Raw genomic sequence first — 20,986 nt, forward strand, 5'->3', positions numbered from 1 at the left:
ACCCCCGGGAAGTCATGCGCACACGCCTGCTCCGCCTGTCCTCGCGCCTTGCCGCAGCCCTCCTGCTCGGCACCGCAGCGCTCGGCGCCTCGAGCACCGCCGCAGGCGCCGGCACGATCGTCTACGAGTGCAAGACCTCCTCGATCGGCTGCGTCACCTTCTCCGGCTACACCGGGAAGTCGGTCTGGGGCTACCCGGTCAGCAGCACCGGCAACAACTGCACGAACTACGTGGCCCACCGCCTCGCGCGCAACGGCGTGGCGCAGCAGAGCGGGCTCGGCAACGCCGGCAGCTGGGCGGTCAACGCCAGGAACCGCGGCTTCGGGGTGGACACGACACCTCGGACGGGCGCGGTCGCCCAGTGGAACTACGGCAGCGTCTACGCCCCGTCCTACGGCCACGTCGGGTACGTCGAGGAGGTCACCTCCTCCCACATCACCATCTCGGACTCCTCGTGGAGCGGCGGGTCCTACCGCTGGCGCATCCCCAAGGGCGACCGCAACTGGCCGAGCAACTTCATCCACTTCAAGGACACTACGTACCAGCCACCCATGCCCGGCACCTTCGTGCGGGTGCGGGAGACCAACGAGGTCTACCGCCTGGTGGGCAAGGCCCCCGTCTTCGTCTCGACGTGGACCGCTTTCGGCGGGAGCAAGCCGACACACCTGGTCAGCAGCACCTCGCTCGCCTCTCTTCCCCGCTATCCCGCGGACGGCACGTTCCTCCGGGGCGCCCAGCGCGGCGAGGTGTACCGCGTGGCCGGTGGCGCCCCCGTCTTCGTCTCGACATGGACCGCCTTCGGCGGGAGCAAGCCCTACACGACCGTGGACCAGGTGGCCATCGACAGCGCCGGCACCGGGGGTCGCTGGAACCACCTGCGAGCAACTCCCGCAGAGGGCACGTTCCTGAAGGGCGCCCAGCGCGGCGAGGTCTACCGTGTGGCGGGCGGCGCCCCGGTCTTCGTCTCAGCCTGGGCGAACATCGGTGGCTGGGCACCCGCGCTCGTGGTGGACCAGGTCGCCATCGACCGGGCTGGCTCGGGCACGAAGTGGAACCATCTGATGCACAAGCCTCGCGACGGCGCCTACATCAAGGGCCGGAGCACCGGACGGGTCTACTACATGAAGTCAGGGGTGGCCCACTTCGTCTCTTCGTGGGCGCAGGTGGGGGGCGTGAAGCCGACGACCATCGTCGACCAGGTGGCCATCGACATGGCGGGCACGAGGACGCCGGTCAAGTGGAGCCACATCGCCGCCAAGACCACGCTCTGAGGCGGGTCCGGCTCAGCCCAGGGCGGGGACGACGAGGACCTGGCCGGCGTGCACCTGCGTGCTCGGCAGGTTGTTCGCCAGCTGCAGCTGCGCGACCGCCTCGTGGACCGGGAGGGCGGGCAGCTCGCGCGCGGCGACCTCCGAGAGGGTCTGGCCCTCGACGACGGTGACGGCGTGGTCGGCGACGGGCGCCGACGCGCCACCGGCGGAGCCGGCCACCACCAGCGCGGTGACGGCGAGCAGGACGGCCGCGACCGTGAGGGTGATGACCAGTCGGCCAGCCCGGGTCAGGCGAAGCCCCCGCGTGAGCGGAGCCGGGACCGCGTCGCCGGTGGGGACGAGGACCAGGCGCGGACGGGCAGGACGGGTCGGCACGCGGGTCGGCGTGGCCCCCAGATCCCAGGCGACAGCTGCACTCATGGTCATTCCCCTCTCCCGGCCCCGCGCCTGCGGGGCCCTGCTCTCCGAACGGGTGTTCGATAGAACGCTTGTACGATTTCTAGCACGCATGTTCGAACGGTTCAAGACACGCGTCGAACACATGTTTGGCAACTGTGTTCGAACTCCATACGCTGTGCCCATGCCTCGAAGCACATCAGAGGCCACCGACAGCCCACCCCCGCCGACCGGCTGACAGCCCCGGCACGGCACCTGACCTGCAGAAACGAGGAGCGGCATGAGCGACGACAACGTCAAGGAGCTGCCCGAGCGAGACCGTGGCGACGGCCTCACGGTGCGACAGCGCCGCGTCCTCGAGGTCATCCGCAACTCGGTGGACCGCCGCGGCTACCCGCCCAGCCTGCGCGAGATCGGGGAGGCGGTGGGGCTCACCAGCCCGAGCTCCGTGGCCCACCAGCTGGCCACCCTGGAGCGCAAGGGCTTCCTGCGCCGCGACCCCAACCGACCGCGTGCCATCGAGGTCGTCTCCCCCGACGCGCCGGCCGACATGCGCGGCTACCGCGGCGGGGCGGCCTCCGACGACGTCGACGCCGGCTACGACGAGACCGGCATCAACGACCAGCGCCCGGAGGCCTCCTACGTGCCGGTGCTGGGGCAGATCGCGGCCGGTGTGCCGATCACCGCCGAGGAGTCGGTCGAGGACGTCTTCCCGCTGCCGAAGCAGATCGTCGGCGAGGGCCAGCTGTTCCTGCTCAAGGTGGTCGGTGACTCGATGGTCGATGCCGCCATCTGCGACGGCGACTGGGTGGTCGTGCGCCAGCAGCCCACTGCCGACAACGGCGACATCGTCGCGGCCATGCTCGACAACGAAGCCACCGTCAAGACGTTCAAGCGCAAGGACGGGAAGGTGTGGCTGCTGCCCCACAACCCGGCCTTCGAGCCGATCGACGGCGACCACGCCACGGTGCTCGGCAAGGTGACGGCCGTCCTGCGGCGCGTCTGACGTCGTCGGTCGCCGTCGGTCGGCGACCGACGTCCTCGGTCGAAGTCAGTCGCCGAAGACGTCGAGGTACCGGCTCACCACCTCGGTGACGTCGTCGGTGGCCTCGGCCTCCTCCCACAGCTCCCACCACTCGTTCTCGTCGGGCCGCAGCGCCCGGTGGAGGGCCTGGGCCGCGAGCTCCTCGAGCTCCTCGTCGACCTCGAGGGGGTCGTTGTCGAGCCAGGGCGGCAGGTAGCGCTCCCCCACGACCGAGTCGGGGTCCTCGCTGCCGGCCACCACCGCGGCCGCGGCGACGGCCTCCGCCATCACGGGCGCGTCGATGTAGTCCTCCGTCGCGACGACGCGGCGCAGGGCCCCCCGCACCTTGGCCGGCCGCCCCTCGGGCTCGGTCTCCTCGAGGTCGTCCAGGAAGTCGAGTGCGTCGTCGTTCTCGAACGGTCCGGTTCGGACGCGTGCCATGACACCACCCCATCGTCACCTGCTCGCCGGTCCCACTGACGGCCTGACCTGAAGATGGTAGGACGCGGCCGCCGCGGGAGACAGACCTCGGACGCGACCCGGGTCCGGCGCGCTCAGGGAAGTCGCTGCCACCAGGCGGTGTCGACGTAGCGGCCGAGCTTGTGGCCGACCTCCCGGAGCACGCCGACCCGCTCGAACCCCAGGCTGCGATGCAGCGCCTCGCTGGCCTCGTTGGGTAGCGCCACCACGGCCAGCGCGGTGTGCACCCCTGCCGCGTCGAGGCGCTCGAGCAGCTCGGCGTAGAGCGCCCTGCCCAGTCCGCGCCCGCGGGCAGCCGAGGCGAGGTAGACGGAGGTCTCGCGCGTCCCGGCATACGCGGGGCGGGGCCGGAAGGGGCCCGAATAGGCAAAGCCCACCACGTCTGCGCCGTCCTCGACGACGAGGAAGACGTCGCCGGGGACCTCCGGCGCCAGGCGGTGGGCGAAGTGGTCGGGGCCCTTGGCAAGGGTGTCGAACGTGCCCACCCCGCCCTCGACCTCGGCGTTGTAGATGGCGGCCACGGTGGCCAGGTCGTCCTCACGGGCGGGGCGGATCTGCGTCACGGGGGCGATGCTAGGTCCATGGAGTCGCAGGGCGGCCGGGGGCCGCAGACGTGGGACGAGCGGTATGCCGCGGCCGAGCGGGTCTGGAGCGCCGGGCCGAACCGCGAGGTGGAGGCCGTGGCCGCCGGCTGGCCGCCGGGGCGGGCGCTCGACCTCGGTGCCGGGGAGGGCAGGCACGCCCTCTGGCTCGCCGAGCGCGGCTGGCAGGTCACGGCGGTGGACTTCTCCGCGGTCGGCATCGACCGTGGGAGGCAGGAGGCCGCGCGCCGGTCAGTGGACGTCGAGTGGGTCGTGGCCGACGTCACCGAGTGGGAGCCTGCGCCGGGCACCCTCTTCGACCTCGTGCTCGTGGCCTACCTGCACATCCCCCAGGACGCCTTCTCACGCCTCGGGCAGTGGCTCGCCCCCGGCGGGGCACTGGTCGTCGTGGGGCACTCCCTGCGCAACCTCACCGAGGGCGTCGGGGGTCCACAGGACCCGAGCATCCTGCACACCACCGACCAGCTGCGCGCCGCCTCGGACGGACTCGAGGTCCAGCGGTGCGAAGAGGTGCTGCGCCCCACCGACGCCGGTGACGCGATCGACGTCGTGCTGGTGGCTAGGCGGCCAGCCGGCTGACGAGCTCGGCGAGGGTGGCGCCCAGGGGCGCGTCGAGCTGGTGCGTGGCCTCGGCGTCACCCCGGGTGGGTCCGTGCGTGATGATGCCGACCGGTATGCCGTGCGCGGCTGCCCGCCGCACGAACCGGTAGCCGGACATCACCTTCAGGGACGAGCCGAGCACCAACAGGGCGCGCGCCCGCTCGGTGAGCTGAAAACACCTCTCCACCAACGGTTTCGGCACGGACTCCCCGAAGAAGACCACGTCGGGCTTGAGCGTGTCGCGCCCGCAGACCAGGCACAGCGGCACCACGAAGTCCTCGACGTCGAGGGTGTTGAGGACGATGTCGCCGTCGGGCCGGATCTCGTTGCTGGTGACCTCGTAGCCGGGGTTCGCCTGGCGCATCCGCTCGTCGAGGTCCCAGCGGCTGGTGCGGTCACCGCACGTCAGGCACACCACTTTCGCCAGCGCGCCGTGCAGCTCGGTGACCTCGACGGCACCGGCCGCCTGGTGCAGTCCGTCGACGTTCTGGGTGATGACGGGCCCCACGAGCCCCGCTTCCTGAAGTGCTGCCACGGACCGGTGCCCGTCGTTGGGGGCCGCCGACGAGAAGCGCTGCCAGCCGACGTAGCTGCGGGCCCAGTAACGCCTGCGGGCCTCCGGCGAGCCGACGAACTCGGCGTACTGCATGGGCTGGACCCTCCGGTTGCCGTCGGGTCCGCGGTAGTCGGGGATGCCGGACTCGGTGCTGATGCCGGCGCCGCTGAGCACCAGCACGTCTCCACCGGCGAGGAGGTCGACGAAGGCGTCGAGATCGGTCGCGAGCGCAGGCATGGCACCCAGTATGCGCGACCTCGGTACATCATCCCCCGCGGCAACATGGCTACCGTTCGATAACCGACGGTTATGCTGGACCCATGATCGACGCAGCGGGTCTCCGCGTCATGAAGGCCATCGCCGACGAGGGCAGCTTCACCGGTGCGGCCCTGGCGCTGGGGTACTCCCAGCCGGCGATCTCGCAGATGGTGCGCCGGCTCGAGCAGCGCACCGGCACCGTCCTGGTCGAGCGCATCGGACGCAGCGTGCGGCTCACGGAGGCGGGACAGGTGCTCGCCCGCCACGCGGTGACGGTGCTGGCCGCCCTCGACGCCGCCGAGGAGGAGGTCGCCGCGATCGCCGGACTGCGCTCCGGGCGCGTGCGCCTCATGGCCTTCCCGTCGTCCTCGGCGACGCTGGTGCCCCGCGCGCTGGCCCTGGTGAAGGAGCGGTACCCGGAGGTCAAGGTCACCTTCACCGAGGCCGAGCCTCCGGAGTCGCTGGCCGCGCTGCGTGCCGGCGAGTGCGACCTCGCGGTCGCCTTCGCCTACGAGGGCACCGACCTCGGCCGCGGTGAGGAGGACCTCGACCTCTTCGTGACACAGAAGCTGCTCGACGACGACGTACGCCTCGCCCTTCCGAGGAACCACCCTCTCGCGGGACAGGACGTCGTGGACCTGGCCGACCTCTCCTCCGAGCACTGGATCGCCGGGTGCCCACGCTGCCGGGGCCACCTGCTGCAGATGTGCTCTGCCGAGGGGTTCTCCCCCGACGTGGCCTTCGAGACCGAGGACTACGTGGCCGTGCTGGGCCTGGTGGCCGAGGGGCTCGGCGTGGCCCTGATCCCCGACCTGATCCTGCGCACCGCGCACCACAGCGATGTCGTCACCCTGCCGATCAGGCCCTCCTCGCGCCGCCAGGTGCACGTCGTCACCACCCCCGACCTCCAGCGGGTGCCCGCCGTGCAGGCCACCATCGACGCCCTCGTCGAGGCAGCGAAGACGCCACCGCGCGTCCTGGCCAGCACCTGACGGCCGCTCGCAGCCCGCGCGGGGCTCGGGCACAACCGGCCTCTGGCGCAGGTCAGCGGCTCGTCGCGACGGCCACCTCGCCACCGCGCGAGAGCACCGCGACGTCGCCGCGCTGGTCGGTGCGGTAGATGGCTGAAGCGCTGCGTCGCAGGACCTCGAGGTGTTTCGGCGCCGGGTGGCCGTAGTCGTTGTCGCGGCCCACGCTGATGACCGCCACCGGTGCCGCGACCGCCTCCATGAAGTCGGTGTCGAGGTTGGACGAGCCGTGGTGCGGGGTCTTGACCACGTCGAGACGCGCAGCTGCCGCGGCCATCGCCGGGTCGCGGCGCAGGGCCAGGAGCATGGCGTGCGCCGCCTCCCGCTCGACATCGCCCAGCAGCAGCGCGTCCACCTCGTCGGACTCGACGGCCAGCACGACGCTGGCGTTGTTGGGCACCGACCCCGCGCTGATCCTCCGCGCGGGCCACCACACGTCGGCGGTGACGCCCTGCCACTGGAGGCGGTCGCCGGCATACACCTCCCGCACCGGCACCCCTCGCGCTGCGGCCCATTCGCGCACCTGCGCCCACTGGTGGGGCGGGTCGCGCACCGGCGAGGCCAGGACCTCCCGCACCTCCCGCCCGGACAGTGCGCCCGGCAGCCCCTCGACGTGGTCGGCGTGCAGGTGGGTCAGCACGATCGCATCGAGCGCGCGGACCTCGAGCCGGCGCAGGCAGCCGTTGACGAGGGCTGGATCGGGACCGGCGTCGACCAGCACGGCCCGCCCCGGTGTGGTCGCCAGCACGAGCGCGTCGCCCTGACGGACGTCGCAGGCAACGAGGCGCCAGCCCTCCGGCGGCCATGTCGCCGGCGAGGTCGGCACGAGCGAGGCGACCGCCAGCACGCCAGCAGCGAGGGCCATGAACGGCCGGATCCGGACGTGGTGCACCACCCAGGGACCGGCGACCAGGGCCAGCACCGTCAGCACCGTGAGCAGCGCGGCACCGACACCCCCATCCGGCCACGGCATCGTGCCGCCGGGCACCTGCGCGAAGACCCGCGCGATTCGGGCGATGCCCAGCGTCGGCAGCGCCCCGGCCCAGCACAGCGCCGTGCCGATGGGCTGCCAGACGCTTGCGGTCAGCGCCCCTGCGACCCCCGCCACGGTCGCCGGCGCCACCAGCGGGGCCGCCAGCAGGTTCGCGACGACGCCGACAGTGCTCACGGATCCCTGCAGCAGCACCACGACCGGCGCACACATCGTCTGGGCGGCAACGGGTATCGCGAGGGCGGGACCCCACGAGCGCAGCAGGCGCGGGAGCCGCCGGCCGATCGCCTCGCCCCAGCTGCGGACGAAGAGCAGCAGCCCCAGGGTCGCGAGCGTGGACAGGGCGAACCCGTAGGTGCGGCTCAGCCACGGGTCGACGAGGAGGAGGCACCAGACGGCGCCGGCGAGCACCGGCAGGCCCGCCGCCCGCCGCGACCGGCTGAGCCCCACCAGCCCGATGGCGCCCATCGCCGCCGCGCGGATCACGCTCGGCTCCGGACGGGCCAGGACCACGAAGCCCGCCAGCACCAGCACCGCGACCACCGGACGCCAGCGCCGCCGGACGCCGAGCAGCGCCGCGCCTCCTAGTGCGGCGGCGAGCACGATGGCGACGTTGGAGCCGCTGACCGCCGAGAGGTGCGTCATCCCGGTGGCGAGCATGGCCTCGGTCAGGTCGTCGGGGGTGCGGCTCGTGTCGCCGATGACGAGGGCCGGCAGCAGGCCGCGGGCGTCTGCCGGCAGGGGCGCGGCGGCGCTGCGCAGGCCCGCCCGCAGGCGCTCCGCGCCGCGGGCCACGACGCCCGGCTCGCTCAGCAGCGTCGGCGCCCCCAGAGGACGGAGGACGGCGACCACCGGCTCCCCGGGCTCGGACGCCCCCAGGCGCCCCTGCACCCTGATGCGTTCGCGCCAGCGCACTGCCGACCAGCGCTCGTCGCCGACCACCAGCACCGGCGTGCGCACCCGGCTGCGCTCACCGCGCCCGGCGACCTCGGTGACCGTGAGCCGCAGCAGCACCGTCTGCGCGTCCCGGCCGCCCCGCACCACAGGCTCGCTCGAGACGACCCCTGTGGCCTGCACGACCGCCTGCCCCCGCGCGAGCGCCGCGACCGGCCCGGCCTCCCGCACCAGGGTGTGGCAGGCGGAGCCGACCAGCACCACCGAGGCCGACGCCGCCGACAGCGCCAGCCACCGGGCCAACGGGTGCGCTCGCGGCGGGGTGCTGCCGGGGCCGGTGCAGCGGCGCGCAGACCTGCTCGTGACGACCAGGCCGGACACCGCGAGCCCCAGCAGGGCAGCCGACAGGCCCAGCCGCCAGGTGGCTGGGGTGGCGAGGGTGGCGGCCGCGGTGACCCAGGCAGCCAGGGCGGGAAGCAGCAGGCGCAGGTCGGGCACCGACCGCTCCGCCACCCGACGGCGCCGTGCCGGCCGCCGGCTCACACGGTGACCTTGCCCTGGAGCTGGGCGAACATCTTCTCGCCGATGCCGCTGACCTCGGCCAGCTCGTCGACCGACGTGAACCGGCCGTGCTCGGTGCGCCAGTCGACGATCCGCTGGGCGAGCACCGGCCCCACGCCGGGCAGCTCCTCGAGCACCGCCACGGTGGCGGTGTTGAGGTTTACCGGAGTGGCGGACCCAGCGGTGCCACCACCCGCGGGCCCGGCGCTCCCGGCCGCCCCAGCGCCACCGGGCGCCTCGGCCGCCGCGGGTGGGGCCTCCCCCGGGCGCGGCACGCGCACCTGCTCCCCGTCGACCAGGGCCCGCGCGAGGTTGAGCGCCCCGAGGTCGGCGCCGGGCAGCGCACCCCCTGCCCTGGTGAGGGCCTCGCCGACCCGGGCGCCCGCTGAGAGCACCACCACCCCCGGTCGCCTCACCTGCCCGACCACGTGCACCACCAGCCGACCGGCGCCGCCGGCACCCGACGGGGGCGAGGACGGCCGCGACGAGGGGCCCACCAGATCGCCCGGCACGCCGGCCCTCGGTGTGCGCGAGACCAGCGCGGAGGGCGCCGAAGTGCCGGCGCCGGCCACGACCGGCTCGGGCGCGCTGGCGGCGCGGGCCCAGGCCACCCGCACCCCGAAGACGCCGACCGCGACGAGCACCACCACGACCATGCCGACCACTGCCGCCGCGGGGCCGGTCACCCGCGCGCCCCGCAGGGCGGCGGGCACGCTCAGCAGGGCAGGACCCGGGGGCCGTGGGCGCCGGTGCCGGCCCGGCGATGCCCGGTGCCCGCGGGCCGGCACCGGCCCCGGCGCTGAAGGGTTGACGTGCGGCTCCGTCGCCTCCTCTCGGCTTCGACGATGTCCGGGCGTCGCGGACCGCTCCTCGAGCCACTCCCGCCGCGGCAGCCAGAACTCATCCGCGACGGCCGGATGCTCGGCACCGGAAGCGTGCGCCTCCACGGCGCCCCGCTCCGGGTCCGGCCCGGCCAGCAGGGCGAGCAGGCGGGGTGACGGCTCGGCGGGACGGCGACGCAACGGCATACGGGCACGCTAGGAAGGTGCGCCGGCCCAGGGCGGCGTCGACCGGACTCCTGTGGACGACGGGGCGTGCTCGGGTCAGGGTGTGGACGAGCTGCGACGGGCGGCGATCCACAGCTCGATGTTGCGTCGGTGGCGGTAGATGACGATGACGGCCAGCACCACGCACCAGGCACCCACGGCCCGCGAGCCACCGGGCACCCACCCGAGCCAGGTCCCGACCCCCAGCAGGAGCAGCACGAGGCAGGCAGACACCGAGGCACCGGCCACCCAGCGCATCCGCCACACGAGCACCCCGAACACGGCGACCACGACGAGGCCGAACCACGGCTGCACGGCGAGGATCGCCCCGAGCGAGGTGGCCACGCCCTTGCCGCCGTGGCCCCTCAGGAACGGTGACCAGATGTGGCCGAGCACGACGGCGATTCCGGCGCAGAGGGCGGGCACCGTGCCCATCGCCGCCTGGACCAGGACGACCGGCAGGTAGCCCTTGAGGACGTCGAGCAGGCCCACCACCACGCCCCACCGGACGCCGAGGACCCGGCCGGCGTTGGTGGCGCCGGGGTTGCCGGAGCCCGAGCGGGACAGGTCCTTGCCCAGGACCCGTGCCACGATCGAGGCGGGGTTGACCGAGCCGAGCAGGAACGCGGCCACGAGCACGAGTCCGAGCAGGGCGGCCGACCCGAGCAGGCCCCCGGCGTCGAGCCCGTCGGCGTCGGGTGCACCCACGGCGGCCGGCAGGACCGCCCAGGTGCTCACGAACCGGCCAGTCTCGGGGAGACGGCCACGGCAATGGTTCCGGGGCCGACATGGGCCCCCACCACCGCGCCGAGCTCGACGACCCGCACCTCGTGGGCGCAGGGGATCCGCTGCCGCAACCGCCGGGCGAGCTCCTCCGCCCTCTCGGCCGAGTCGAGGTGGTGCACGGCGATGTCCACGCCGTCGGAGCCCGGCGACGCCTGTTCCGCGGCCGCGGCTGCGAGCTCCTCGAGACGCGAGAGCGCCCGCGCCGAGGTGCGCACCTTCTCCAGCGCCCGGATCCGGCCGTCCCTGAGGGAGAGGATCGGCTTGATCGCGAGCGCCGAGCCCAGGAAGGCCGACGCGGCACCGATGCGTCCTCCGCGGCGCAGGTGCTCGAGCGTGTCCACGTAGAACACCACTGTCGCGGCCTCGCAGCGCGACAGTGCCTGCGCCGCAACGCTTTCCGCGTCGGCACCGGCGGCCGCGGCATCGCAGGCGGCCAGCACGGCATACCCCATGGCCATGCCCAGGGAACGCGAGTCCACCACGGTCACCGGCACGGGCGAGTGCTCCGCGGCGAGGTGGGCCGACTGCACCGTGCTCGACATCTCGCCGGAGATGTGGATCGAGACGATCTCCGTCGCGCCGCCGGCGGCCGCGGCCTCGTAGGCCGCGAGGAAGGCGCTCGGGGAGGGCCGGGACGTGCTCACCGGGCGGTGGGCGCGCAACGCCGTCGCCACCTCGCCGGTGCTGATGTCGACGCCCTCGCTGAACTCCTTGCCGGCGACGACGACGTGCAGGGGCACCACCCTGATGCCGCGCTCGGCGACGACCGACGACGGCAGGTATGCCGTGGTGTCAGTGACGATCGCGACGCTCACGGTGCGCAGGCTACCGGTCGGTGGCCTGCGCGCCGTGGAGCCTCACGCGGGCACGACGTTGACGAGCTTCGGGGCCCGGACGATGACGGTCCGGATCCCGTTCTCCGTGGCGGCGACGACCTTCGGCAGCGCCAGCACCTGCTCGCGCAGCGCGTCCTCGCTGATGTCGGCCGGCACCTCGATGCGGTCGCGCACCTTGCCCTTGATCTGCACGACGCAGGTGACGGTCTCCTCGACGAGCAGCGAGGCCTCCGGCTGCGGGAACGGCTCGTAGGTGATCGTGCCCTCGTGGCCGAGCCGCGACCACAGCTCCTCGGCGATGTGCGGGGCCAGCGGGGCGACCATGAGCACGATCTTCTCCGCGGCCTCGCGCGGCACGGCGTCGAGCTTGGTGAGCGCGTTGTTCAGCTCGATGAGCCGGGCGATCGCCGTGTTGAACGACAGCGCGGCGTAGTCGCGGCCGACGGCGTCGATCGTCCTGTGCAGCACGCGTGCCGTCTCCGGGTCGACCGGCTCGTCGACGATGCGCACCTCGCCGGTCTCCTCGTCGATGACGTTGCGCCACAGGCGCTGCAGGAACCGCTGCGACCCGACGACCGCACGCGTCTCCCAGGGCCGGGACAGCTCCAGCGGTCCCATGCCCATCTCGTAGACGCGGAAGGTGTCGGCGCCGTAGGCGTCGTACATCTCGTCGGGGCTGACGACGTTCTTCAGCGACTTGCCGATCTTGCCGTACTCGCGGTTGACCGGCTGGCCGCGCCAGGTGTAGATGGGGTCGCCGCCGTACTCGACGGACACCTCCTCCACCTCGGCCGCCGGCACGTACTGCCCGCGCTCGTCGGTGTAGGCGTAGGCCTGGATGTAGCCCTGGCTGAAGTACTTGCGGAACGGCTCCTCGCTGCTGAGGTGGCCGAGGTCGTGCAGCACCTTGTGCCAGAAGCGGGCGTAGAGCAGGTGCAGCACGGCGTGCTCGACACCGCCGACGTACAGGTCGACACCACCGGGGTCGGTGACACCGGCCGGCGCACCCTCCACGGGCGCGGCGTGCGGGCCCATCCAGTAGGACTCGTTCTCCGGGTCGACCAGTGCCTCGGCGTTGGCCGGGTCGAGGTAGCGCAGGTAGTACCAGCACGAGCCCGCCCAGTTGGGCATGGTGTTGGTCTCGCGGCGGTACTTCTGCACCCCGCGGCCGTCACCGAGGTCGAGCTCGACCTCCACCCACTCGGGCACCCTCGACAGCGGCGGCTCGGGGCTCGAGGCCGCGTCGTCGGGGTCGAACGTCTTGGGCGAGTAGTCCGGCACGTCGGGCAGGGTCACCGGCAGCATCGACTCGGGCACGCCGTGGGCGTTGCCTTCCTCGTCGAAGACGATGGGGAACGGCTCGCCCCAGTAGCGCTGGCGCGAGAACAGCCAGTCGCGCAGCTTGTAGTTGACGGTGCCCGCGCCGAAGCCCTTGGCCTCCAGCCACGCGATGATGGCGGCCTTCGCCTCGGCGACGCCCATGCCGTTGAGCGAGATCTCGTCGTTGGCGGAGTTGATCGCCGGACCCTCGCCGACGTAGGCCTCGTCCTCGGGGTGGCCCTCGGCCGGTTGCACCGTGCGGATGATGGGCAGCTCGAAGCGGGTCGCGTACTCCCAGTCGCGGTTGTCCTGCGCCGGCACCGCCATGATCGCGCCGGTGCCGTAGCCCATCAGCACGTAGTCGGCGACGAAGACCGGGACCTGCTCGCCCGTGACCGGGTTGGTCGCGAAGGCGCCGGTGAACACACCCGTCTTGTCCTTGCCCTCCGTCTGCCGCTCGACCTCGCTCTTGCGCGAGGCCTGCAGCTGGTATGCCGCGACGGCATCCTTTGGGGTCGCCGCGCCACCGGTCCACGAGTCCTTCGTCGAGGCCGGCCAGGCACCATGCGAGACAATGGTTTCCAGCAGCGGGTGCTCGGGTGCCAGCACCATGAAGGTGGCGCCGAAGAGCGTGTCGGGACGCGTGGTGAAGACCTCGATCGAGGCGTCCTGCCCGACCACGGGGAAGGAGACGCGGGCGCCCTGGCTGCGGCCGATCCAGTTGCGCTGCATCAGCTTGACCTTCTCGGGCCACTCGACCCGGTCGAGGTCGTCGGCCAGCCGGTCGGCGTAGGCGGTGATGCGCATCATCCACTGGCGCAGGCTCCGCTTGAAGACCGGGTAGTTCCCGCGCTCGGAGCGCCCCTCGTTGGTGACCTCCTCGTTGGAGAGCACGGTGCCCAGCCCGGGGCACCAGTTCACGGGCGCCTCGGAGGTGTAGGCCAGCCGGTGCTGCTCCAGGATCGCGCTCTGCTCGCTGGGGCTCAGGGCGGCCCAGTCACGGCCGTTCGGCGTCGGGCGCTCCCCTGACGCGAACTGCTCGACCAGCTCACCGATCGGCCGTGCCCTCCCGCGGCCACCGTCCTCGCGCACGGCATCCGCGTCGTACCAGGAGTTGTAGATCTGCAGGAAGATCCACTGCGTCCACCGGTAGTAGTCGGGGTCGATCGTGGCGATCGTGCGCCGGTCGTCGTGGCCCAGGCCGAGGCGCCGCAGCTGGCGCTTCATGTTGACCATGTTCTCTTCGGTGGTCTTGCGCGGGTGCTGGCCGGTCTGCACGGCGTACTGCTCCGCGGGCAGGCCGAAGGCGTCGTAGCCCAGGCAGTGCAGCACGTTCTTGCCCGTCATGCGGTTGAACCGGGCGAAGACGTCGGTGGCGATGTAGCCCAGCGGGTGCCCGACGTGCAGTCCGGTGCCGCTCGGGTAGGGGAACATGTCGAGGACGAGGAGCTTCTCGCGGCCGGCGACCTTCTCGGGCTCGGCCCACGGGCCGGCGGGGTTCGGGGCGTGGAAGGTGCCCTCCTCCTGCCAGCGGTCCTGCCAGGCGACCTCGATCTGGCCGGCCAGCTCGGCCGTGTAGCGGTGCGGCGTCTCGTTCATCTCATCCCTCGCGTCGTGGTTGCGCTCGCGCTCTTCGCACAAAAAAGCCCCTCACGCAGGAGGGGTTCGCCGCGGTGACGTCCGGCAGTCCGGTTCGTCAGCGCGGCTGTCGAAGAAGCAGCGAGCGTGCCATGGGCTCAGGCTACCGCAGCAGTCCCAGCACGATGAGCACCTGTCCGAGGTGGTAGGTCACCATGACCAGCAGCGACGCCCGCCGCCACGGCCTGACGAACCGGGCGTGCGCGAGGACGGCGTCGCTGACCATGAAGACCGTCGCGCCCGCGGCGACCAGCGGGCGCCCGGTGCCCCACGCGGTCACGACCATCGCGCCGATGACGAGCACGTATGCCGCGACCGCGGCGGCCAGCCCCGGCCCACCCTGCGCGCCGGCCGACGCCAGCACGGGCCGCCCCACGACGGCCACCAGCGTGAGCACCAGCACCGCACCGGGCAGAGCGGCGACCAGGCTCTGCGGCCCGACCGGCAGGAAGGCCGCGACATAGGCCAGGTGTCCGAGCAGGAAGGCGGACAGACCTGCCATGAAACGCGGCTCGCTGTCGGAGAGCAGCGCCAGGTCGCCGAGCAGGCCGAGCACGAGGCCGGCGAGGAGCCAGCGCCCCGAGGCCGAGTCGGCGGCTCCCATCGAGAGGGCTGCGGCCGTGAGGGCCACCATCGTGAGCGGCTTCGCGAGGTGCTCGAGGCCGTGCGAGCCGCGCCACACGGCATGCCAGTCGAGGACGGCGAAGCCGGCCACCAGCGCCCACAGCACCCCAGTCACGGGCCGAACCCTCCCACACCCCCGGCCACGCCCGTGGCGGAGCTCGCGGCGGTCGGTGGGGGCGTGTTCCCTGCAGCAATCAGCGTAGGTCGAGCCGGGCTCGATGCCGGATCTCGTGCGCGGCCTCGGTCCCTACCGTCGCCCTATGGAGGGGACACTGCGCCTCATCGCCTGGATGGAGCGCCACGCAGGGGCCTGGGGTGCGGCCGGCGCGGTGCTCCTCTTCGCCTACTGGAACGCGCTTGCGCGCGACGTCGCCCTGCCGGCCGCGGCACACACCGCCCTCCAGCTCGCCACCACGGCCCTCATCACCATCGGTGTGGCCGGCCACCAGCTGCGGCAGGGCACCCACCCCGCCAGCTGGGTCGGGTGGGCGGGCGCCGCAGCCGTGGGCATGGGCTTCTGGGGCTCGCTGCTGCTGACCTGCGCGGGACTGCTGCTGTTCGGCATCTCGATCGTGCGCTGCCGGGTGCACCGGACCACCAGCGGCGTCTTCCTCGCAGCGGGCGCGGGCATCCTCATGGTCAGCACCTCGTTCGCGCCCGGCTTCGGCAGCGACAGCTCGGTGCCTCTGGGCATCGAGTGGCTGCTCCTCATGAACGCCGGTCTCGTGCTCATCATCAAGGCCATGGTCGACCTGGCCCTCGCCGTCTCGGAGGACGAGCAGACCGCAGCCGCGTAGCGTGCGGCCATGACCGCACCGGGCGCACCGACCTCCGAGGACCTTCGCAGCGTCATCGACGACCTGCTCCCCCGGCTCGGCGCCCTGCCCAGCCAGGCATGGGACACCAGGGCGGCCGGACTGACCTGGACCTGCCGCGACACCGTGGCGCACCTGCTCGACGACCTCGGCTTCTACGCCCTGCAGCTGTCCGGCCGGCGGCCCCGGCAGACGTCCTACGTCCCGCTGCTCGATCCGCCGCCGTGGCGCGAGGGATCACCACCTATCGTGTTCTGGCCCGATCCCGCGGAGGGCACGGCGGCCGTCGTCACGTGCCTCGACGCCGCCGCCGGCCTGCTGGCCGCCGTCACGGCGACGGCCGCGCCGGACCACCGCGGGTTCCACCCCTACGGCGTCTCCGACCGCACGGGGTTCGCCGCGATGGGGATCGTCGAGGCGGCCTGCCACGGGTTCGACATCCTGGCCGCCCACGACGTCGACTACCGCGCCGATGCCCGGGTGTGCGGGCTGGTACTCGACCGCCTCTTCCCCACCGCCGCCCGTACGGCCGACCCGTGGCACGACCTGCTAGGGGCGACCGGGCGCACCGAGCAGACGCGCGGCACCAGGTGGCGCTGGGACTCGCGCGTCCGGTAGGGGCATCGAGGCCCGTTCGACGCCGGACAGGGCGGCGGGCCCGGTTCACCGAACCGGGCCCGCGCCCACCCCCAGCCTTCGTGTTGCCCCGCGGAGGCCTTGGTCCCCGGCCGCCGGCCCCGCTGGCTGGGACCCACATGCCAAACGTAGGGGATCGGCAGACCAAGTCTTTACCTTTGCGCGCCAGGACCAGCCGAAGAGCCGATGACAAAGACCCGCGAAGCGGGCGCACGCGGCATACGTCCCAAGGCCGTTGCCATCGGTGGGCCACCGGGCTGCGGGATCACCGCCACTTCACGTGGCCGGGTGCGCAGCCCCGGGCCGGGCGGAGGCGCGTGGCGCCTCCCCGTGCAGCTCGCGCCGCGCCTCCCACGCCAGCGCCAGCAGGGCCAGGCCGAGGACGACTGCGTACCAGCCGATGAGCCACGTGACCACGAGGGCGCCGGCGCCGGGGGTGACCACCAGCAGCACGGCGAACCCCATGGACAGCACACCCACCGCGCCGAGGACCCACTCGTGCCTCAGCTCGCGGCGCAGCTGCACGGCCGTCACGAGCTTCGCCAGGCCCGAGAGGAACGCCCAGGCGGCGATGACGAAGAGCAGGACCAGGCCGGTGATCGAGGGCCACACCAGGGTGACGATGCCGGCCGCGATCCCGAGGACGCCGTGGACGACCAGCCAGACCCTGGCCCGGCCCACGGCGCCGCCGAACGCCGCCGCGAGGCTGCCCACCCCCTCCAGCAGGGCGAAGACACCCCAGGTCACCACCAAGGCCCAGAGCGTGATCTCCGGCCACACCAAGGTGGCGGTCCCGAACGCGAGGGCGAGCAGCCCGCGCACCCCCAGCCACCGCCAGTCGCCCACGTAGTCACGGATCATGGCCGGCCTCCTTCGAGCTGCGCAGCAGAGGCTGCTCCCACCCAGTACAGACCCGGGACCAGCCCTCACCGCAGGGGCAAAGGTCCCCCGGCGGCTCAGCCGTCGGGCAGCGCGACCTCCTGCTGTGCGGACGACGCCGACGGGAGCCGAGGTCCCACGAGCAGGAACGTCGGCATCGGCCCCTTGCCCTTGACGTCGATCGTGCCGCGCGGCTCCACCACGTAGGTCGGCCCGAGTCCCGCGGCGGCCCGCTCGGTCACCTGGATCTGACCCGGCAGCCCGTGGGACTCCATCCGGCTGGCCGTGTTCACGGTGTCGCCCCACAGGTCGTAGATGAACTTGCGCCGGCCGATGACCCCGGCCACGGCCGGCCCGGTGTCGATGCCGATCCGCACGGCGAGCCAGGTGTGGCCGGTGCTCGTGGCGAGTGCGGCGATCTCCTCCCGCATGGCCAGCGCGGCCCGTGCCGTCGCCTCGAGGTGCCCCGGCGTCGGGTCCGGCAGGCCCGCGGCCGCCATGTAGGCGTCACCGATCGTCTTGATCTTCTCGAGGCCCTGCTCGTCGGCCACCTGGTCGAAGGCCGAGAAGATCTGGTCGAGCAGCGCCACGAGCTCCCGCGGCGCCATGACCTGCGAGCGCTCGGTGAAACCGACGAGGTCGGCGAACAGCACGGTGACCGAGTCGTAGTGCTCGGCGATGACGCCGCTGTCACGCTTGAGGCGCGCGGCGATCTGCTCCGGCAGGACGTTGCGCAGCAGCCGCTCGGACCGTTCCCGCTCGGCCTCCAGCGCGCGGTGGGCGCGGGCCCGCTGCTCGACGAAGTAGGCCAGCATGACGTAGCTGCACAGTGTCACGCCCATGACGTTGAGCACGAAGAAGGCCGTGACGAAGCCGGTCGGCAGCGCCGCCGGGCTCTCGGCGAGACGGGGGTCGAGCACGGCCAGCAGCACCAGCTCGGCGAAGAAGGCGAGCAGCCATCCGAGCGAGCCTCGGGTGCCCAGCAGGGCCAGGGCGGCCAGTGGGGTGAAGACCGACCACAGGATCATGCCGCTGGACGCCACGAACCCCCCGAGCGAGGCCTGCAGTAGCGCCGGCAGGACCAGGAAGGCGATGAGCTGGGTGGAGCGGAAGAGCGCGAAGCGATGGGTCCGTGACAGCACGACCAACCCGGTCACGGTGAGCACCTGGTACACCGCGGGGATGGCTCCCGAGAGGGGGTAGCCGTAGACGGTGTAGGTGATGACCCAGATGAAGGAGACGAGCGAGATGAGCACCGAGACCAGCACCAGGGTGCCGGAGCGCAGCCGCTCGTCCGCCGAGCTGTCAGGTGGTGCGCCGAGTCCGGCGAGCGCTGCCAGCGCGCTCATCGGGCGCGCGGTCAGGCGCCTCGGCCGCGGTCGGGGAAGAGCGGGGTGGGGGTGCACTTCGCCCACCCGCGAATGCTAGGCCCCCGAGCCGCCGGGCCGCCACGACCGCGGGTCAGCTCCGAAGCCGGAACCACACGTCCTTCCCGACGCCGGTGCGCGGCTCGACGCCCCAGTCGTCGCTGATGACGTCGACCAGGCGCATGCCACGGCCGGACTCGTCAGCGGGGTCCGCCTCGCGAACAAGGGCGGGGCCGCGCTGCGGTCGGTGACCGAGACGCGCAGGCCGTTGCTGCCGTCGCACTCCACCCGCATCGTGATCGGTGGAGCACCGTGCAGGACCGCGTTGGTGACGAGCTCACTCACCAGCAGCTCGGCGTCGTCGACGACCCGTGCGTGGTGCGTCTCACAGGCGGCGGCCCGCAGGAAGGTCCGGGCGAGCGATGGTGCCCGGGCGTCGGCAGGCAGACGCGTCTGCGACGGGCCTTGCACCTCACACATGCACTCCCCCTGTATGACGAAAACCCCTCCCGGAAGGCCTGGGAGGGGTTCTGCTGCTTCGTCCCAGCGACTCGGTGAGCCACTGCTGGTGGAGCTGAGGGGACTCGAACCCCTGACCCCCTCCATGCCATGGAGGTGCGCTACCAGCTGCGCCACAGCCCCGTGCGATTTCTCGCCCGGTCCCCCGGAGGGGACGCCAGAGTTTATCCACCAGACCCCCCGATTCACCAAATCGGCCGCTCAGGCTCGGGATTGGGGGCCGTCGAGCGTCTCGATGCCGGTCGGACCGACGTTCCAGCGGACCAGCCGCCACCCGACGCGCCCCTCGGCGACCTCGGCCCAGTGACAGTTGCCCAGACCGCCCAGCGTGGTCCACGCCGTGCCCTGGTCGAGGCCGAGCAGCTCGGCGACGGCGGCCCGTCCGGCCACCCCATGGGTCGAGACGACGGTCGTCTCCCCCTCGCCCATCGAGGCGATGAGCTCCTCGAGCGCCTCGGCCGTGCGACGGGCCACGTCGGCCACCGTCTCGCCGTGCTCGCCGCGCACGAAGTCCTCGCCGCGCAGCAGCTTCTCCTGCTCCTCGGGCCACTGCGCGCGCACCTCGGCGCCGCTCATGCCCTGCCAGACGCCGGCATGGATCTCGCGCCAGCGCTCGTCGTAGGTGATGGGCACACGACACGCCTCGGCCACCGCCCGCCCTGTGACCGCGGCGCGCTGCAGGTCGGAGGCGACCACCCGCGTGGGTGAGAGGGACGCGAGCGCCCGCCCCGCGGCATACGCCTGCTCCACCCCGCGCTGCGATAGCGGGCTGTCGAGCTGGCCCTGCCAGATGCCGGCCGCGTTGTGGGTGGTCTCGCCGTGCCGGAGCACGACGACCCGGCGGCCCAGCGTCACCTGCCCACCGTCACTGCTGGCGGCGCTTCTGGACGCCCAGCTCGATCTCCGGGCAGTCCTTCCAGAGCCGCTCGAGCTCGTAGAAGTCGCGCTCCTCATCGTGCTGCACGTGGATGACGATGTCGCCGTAGTCGATGAGCACCCAGCGCCCCTCGCGCTCGCCCTCGCGGCGCACCGGCTTGGCCCCGGACTCGCGCAGCTTGTCCTCGACCTCGTCGACGATGGCGCCGACCTGCCGGTCGGTGCTCGCGGAGACGATGACGAAGACGTCGGTCAGCGCGAGCTGCTCGCTGACGTCGATGGCGGTGATGGTGGTCGCCAGCTTGTCCTCGGCGGCGAGGGCGGCGACCTTGGCGAGGTCGAGGGCGTGTTGCGTTGCGGGCACTGCTCTCCTACGGGGCGTTCAGGGGGTGGGCCGCGGCGGTTCGCTCCGCGGCATACAGGTGGTGTTTGTTGATGTACTGCACGACCCCGTCCGGCACGAGGTACCAGATCGGCTCCGCCCGTCCGACGCGCTCACGGCAGTCGGTGGAGCTGATGGCCATGGCAGGCACCTCCTGCAGCGTCACGCCGTTCTCCGGCAGGCCCGCGTCGGTGAGCTCGTGGCCCGGCCGGGTGACGCCGATGAAGTGGGCGAGACCGAACAGCTCGTCGGCGTTCTTCCATGACAGGATCTCGGCCAGCGCGTCGGCGCCGGTGATGAAGAACAGCTCGTCGTTCGGGCGCTGGGCGTGCAGGTCGCGCAGCGTGTCGATGGTGTAGGTGACGCCGGGCCGGTCGATGTCGACCCTGCTCACCGTGAAGCGGGGGTTGGAGGCGGTCGCGATGACCGTCATGAGGTAGCGGTGCTCCGCGGGGCTGACGCCGTCCTTGTGCCAGGGCTGCCCCGTCGGCACAAAGACGACCTCGTCGAGGCCGAACAGCGCCTGCACCTCGCTCGCGGCGACCAGGTGGCCGTGGTGGATCGGGTCGAACGTGCCACCCATGACGCCGAGGCGCATGCG

21 protein-coding genes and 1 tRNA gene are annotated in these 20,986 nt (G+C 72.7%); 6 read left to right on the forward strand and 16 right to left on the reverse strand.

From position 1 onward, the window contains the following. Positions 1-14 precede the first annotated feature (14 nt). The gene (locus tag P2F65_RS02575; RefSeq protein ID WP_275803853.1) at positions 15-1,271 is read left to right on the forward strand and encodes a CHAP domain-containing protein; all 1,257 of its coding nucleotides are present in this window, start codon (positions 15-17) and stop codon (positions 1,269-1,271) included. A 12-nt stretch (positions 1,272-1,283) separates the two neighbouring features. On the opposite strand, the gene P2F65_RS02580 is transcribed toward P2F65_RS02575, so the two are convergent. Next, complete coding sequence (locus P2F65_RS02580; protein WP_275803855.1) at positions 1,284-1,691, reverse strand: LysM peptidoglycan-binding domain-containing protein; 408 nt, start codon at positions 1,689-1,691, stop codon at positions 1,284-1,286. 256 nt (positions 1,692-1,947) lie between these two features. Between P2F65_RS02580 and lexA the strand changes: the two genes are divergently transcribed. Continuing rightward, a complete protein-coding gene (gene lexA, locus P2F65_RS02585) occupies positions 1,948-2,673 on the forward strand; it encodes a transcriptional repressor LexA (RefSeq protein ID WP_275803857.1) in 726 nt (241 codons plus the stop codon). A 45-nt stretch (positions 2,674-2,718) separates the two neighbouring features. On the opposite strand, the gene P2F65_RS02590 is transcribed toward lexA, so the two are convergent. Both P2F65_RS02590 and P2F65_RS02595 read right to left on the reverse strand, forming a co-directional pair. Further along, positions 2,719-3,132, reverse strand: a complete 414-nt coding sequence (locus P2F65_RS02590) for a DUF4259 domain-containing protein (protein WP_275803859.1) — start codon at positions 3,130-3,132, stop codon at positions 2,719-2,721. A gap of 113 nt (positions 3,133-3,245) precedes the next feature. After that, complete coding sequence (locus tag P2F65_RS02595) at positions 3,246-3,734, reverse strand: GNAT family N-acetyltransferase (protein WP_275803861.1); 489 nt, start codon at positions 3,732-3,734, stop codon at positions 3,246-3,248. Positions 3,735-3,752: 18 nt separating this feature from the next. On the opposite strand from P2F65_RS02595, the gene P2F65_RS02600 reads away from it, so the two are divergent. Then, positions 3,753-4,352 (forward strand): class I SAM-dependent methyltransferase, encoded by a 600-nt coding sequence (locus P2F65_RS02600; RefSeq protein ID WP_275803863.1) that lies wholly within the window; start codon positions 3,753-3,755, stop codon positions 4,350-4,352. Here P2F65_RS02600 and P2F65_RS02605 read toward each other — a convergent pair. Further along, a complete protein-coding gene (locus P2F65_RS02605) occupies positions 4,333-5,166 on the reverse strand; it encodes an NAD-dependent protein deacetylase (RefSeq protein ID WP_275803865.1) in 834 nt (277 codons plus the stop codon). The two genes, P2F65_RS02600 and P2F65_RS02605, sit on opposite strands and share 20 nt — an antisense overlap. 83 nt (positions 5,167-5,249) lie before the next feature. Here P2F65_RS02605 and P2F65_RS02610 point away from each other — a divergent pair, with 83 nt between their 5' ends. Further along, positions 5,250-6,179, forward strand: a complete 930-nt coding sequence (locus tag P2F65_RS02610) for a LysR family transcriptional regulator (RefSeq protein ID WP_275803867.1) — start codon at positions 5,250-5,252, stop codon at positions 6,177-6,179. A gap of 52 nt (positions 6,180-6,231) precedes the next feature. Here the strand turns inward: P2F65_RS02610 and P2F65_RS02615 are convergent, their stop codons facing one another. The 6 genes from P2F65_RS02615 to P2F65_RS02640 form a co-directional block, all read right to left on the reverse strand. Next, complete coding sequence (locus P2F65_RS02615; protein WP_275803868.1) at positions 6,232-8,598, reverse strand: ComEC/Rec2 family competence protein; 2,367 nt, start codon at positions 8,596-8,598, stop codon at positions 6,232-6,234. A gap of 41 nt (positions 8,599-8,639) precedes the next feature. Then, positions 8,640-9,689, reverse strand: coding sequence for a ComEA family DNA-binding protein (locus P2F65_RS02620; RefSeq protein WP_275803870.1), 1,050 nt, complete (start codon positions 9,687-9,689; stop codon positions 8,640-8,642). A gap of 75 nt (positions 9,690-9,764) precedes the next feature. Beyond that, positions 9,765-10,445 (reverse strand): glycerol-3-phosphate acyltransferase, encoded by a 681-nt coding sequence (locus P2F65_RS02625; RefSeq protein WP_275803872.1) that lies wholly within the window; start codon positions 10,443-10,445, stop codon positions 9,765-9,767. Continuing rightward, positions 10,442-11,308: a DegV family protein gene (locus P2F65_RS02630; RefSeq protein ID WP_275803874.1), complete on the reverse strand. Its 867-nt coding sequence runs from the start codon at positions 11,306-11,308 to the stop codon at positions 10,442-10,444. The genes P2F65_RS02625 and P2F65_RS02630 overlap by 4 nt, the downstream gene beginning before the upstream one ends. Before the next feature lie 42 nt (positions 11,309-11,350). Next, the gene (gene leuS / locus P2F65_RS02635) at positions 11,351-14,248 is read right to left on the reverse strand and encodes a leucine--tRNA ligase (protein ID WP_275803876.1); all 2,898 of its coding nucleotides are present in this window, start codon (positions 14,246-14,248) and stop codon (positions 11,351-11,353) included. A 142-nt stretch (positions 14,249-14,390) separates the two neighbouring features. Then, entirely contained in the window at positions 14,391-15,026 is a 636-nt protein-coding gene (locus P2F65_RS02640; protein WP_275803878.1) for a lysoplasmalogenase, read from the reverse strand. 145 nt (positions 15,027-15,171) lie between these two features. Between P2F65_RS02640 and P2F65_RS02645 the strand changes: the two genes are divergently transcribed. Both P2F65_RS02645 and P2F65_RS02650 read left to right on the forward strand, forming a co-directional pair. Then, positions 15,172-15,708 carry a hypothetical protein gene (locus P2F65_RS02645; protein ID WP_275803880.1) on the forward strand — a complete coding sequence of 179 codons (537 nt, stop codon included), beginning with the start codon at positions 15,172-15,174 and terminating at the stop codon, positions 15,706-15,708. A 9-nt stretch (positions 15,709-15,717) separates the two neighbouring features. After that, entirely contained in the window at positions 15,718-16,344 is a 627-nt protein-coding gene (locus P2F65_RS02650; RefSeq protein WP_275803882.1) for a DinB family protein, read from the forward strand. Between the two features lie 294 nt (positions 16,345-16,638). On the opposite strand, the gene P2F65_RS02655 is transcribed toward P2F65_RS02650, so the two are convergent. The 6 genes from P2F65_RS02655 to nadD form a co-directional block, all read right to left on the reverse strand. Continuing rightward, positions 16,639-17,223 (reverse strand): DUF308 domain-containing protein, encoded by a 585-nt coding sequence (locus P2F65_RS02655; protein WP_275803884.1) that lies wholly within the window; start codon positions 17,221-17,223, stop codon positions 16,639-16,641. A 95-nt stretch (positions 17,224-17,318) separates the two neighbouring features. Further along, the gene (locus P2F65_RS02660; protein WP_275803886.1) at positions 17,319-18,590 is read right to left on the reverse strand and encodes an adenylate/guanylate cyclase domain-containing protein; all 1,272 of its coding nucleotides are present in this window, start codon (positions 18,588-18,590) and stop codon (positions 17,319-17,321) included. A gap of 584 nt (positions 18,591-19,174) precedes the next feature. Next, a tRNA-Ala gene (locus P2F65_RS02665) sits at positions 19,175-19,250 on the reverse strand. 78 nt (positions 19,251-19,328) lie between these two features. After that, positions 19,329-19,982: a histidine phosphatase family protein gene (locus tag P2F65_RS02670; protein WP_275803888.1), complete on the reverse strand. Its 654-nt coding sequence runs from the start codon at positions 19,980-19,982 to the stop codon at positions 19,329-19,331. 10 nt (positions 19,983-19,992) lie between these two features. After that, positions 19,993-20,367, reverse strand: coding sequence for a ribosome silencing factor (rsfS, locus tag P2F65_RS02675; RefSeq protein ID WP_275803890.1), 375 nt, complete (start codon positions 20,365-20,367; stop codon positions 19,993-19,995). A 7-nt stretch (positions 20,368-20,374) separates the two neighbouring features. Then, positions 20,375-20,983 (reverse strand): nicotinate-nucleotide adenylyltransferase, encoded by a 609-nt coding sequence (gene nadD / locus P2F65_RS02680; protein WP_275803892.1) that lies wholly within the window; start codon positions 20,981-20,983, stop codon positions 20,375-20,377. Between the last annotated feature and the right edge of the window lie 3 nt (positions 20,984-20,986).

Source organism: Knoellia sp. p5-6-4 (genome assembly GCF_029222705.1).
Classification (GTDB): domain Bacteria; phylum Actinomycetota; class Actinomycetes; order Actinomycetales; family Dermatophilaceae; genus Pedococcus_A.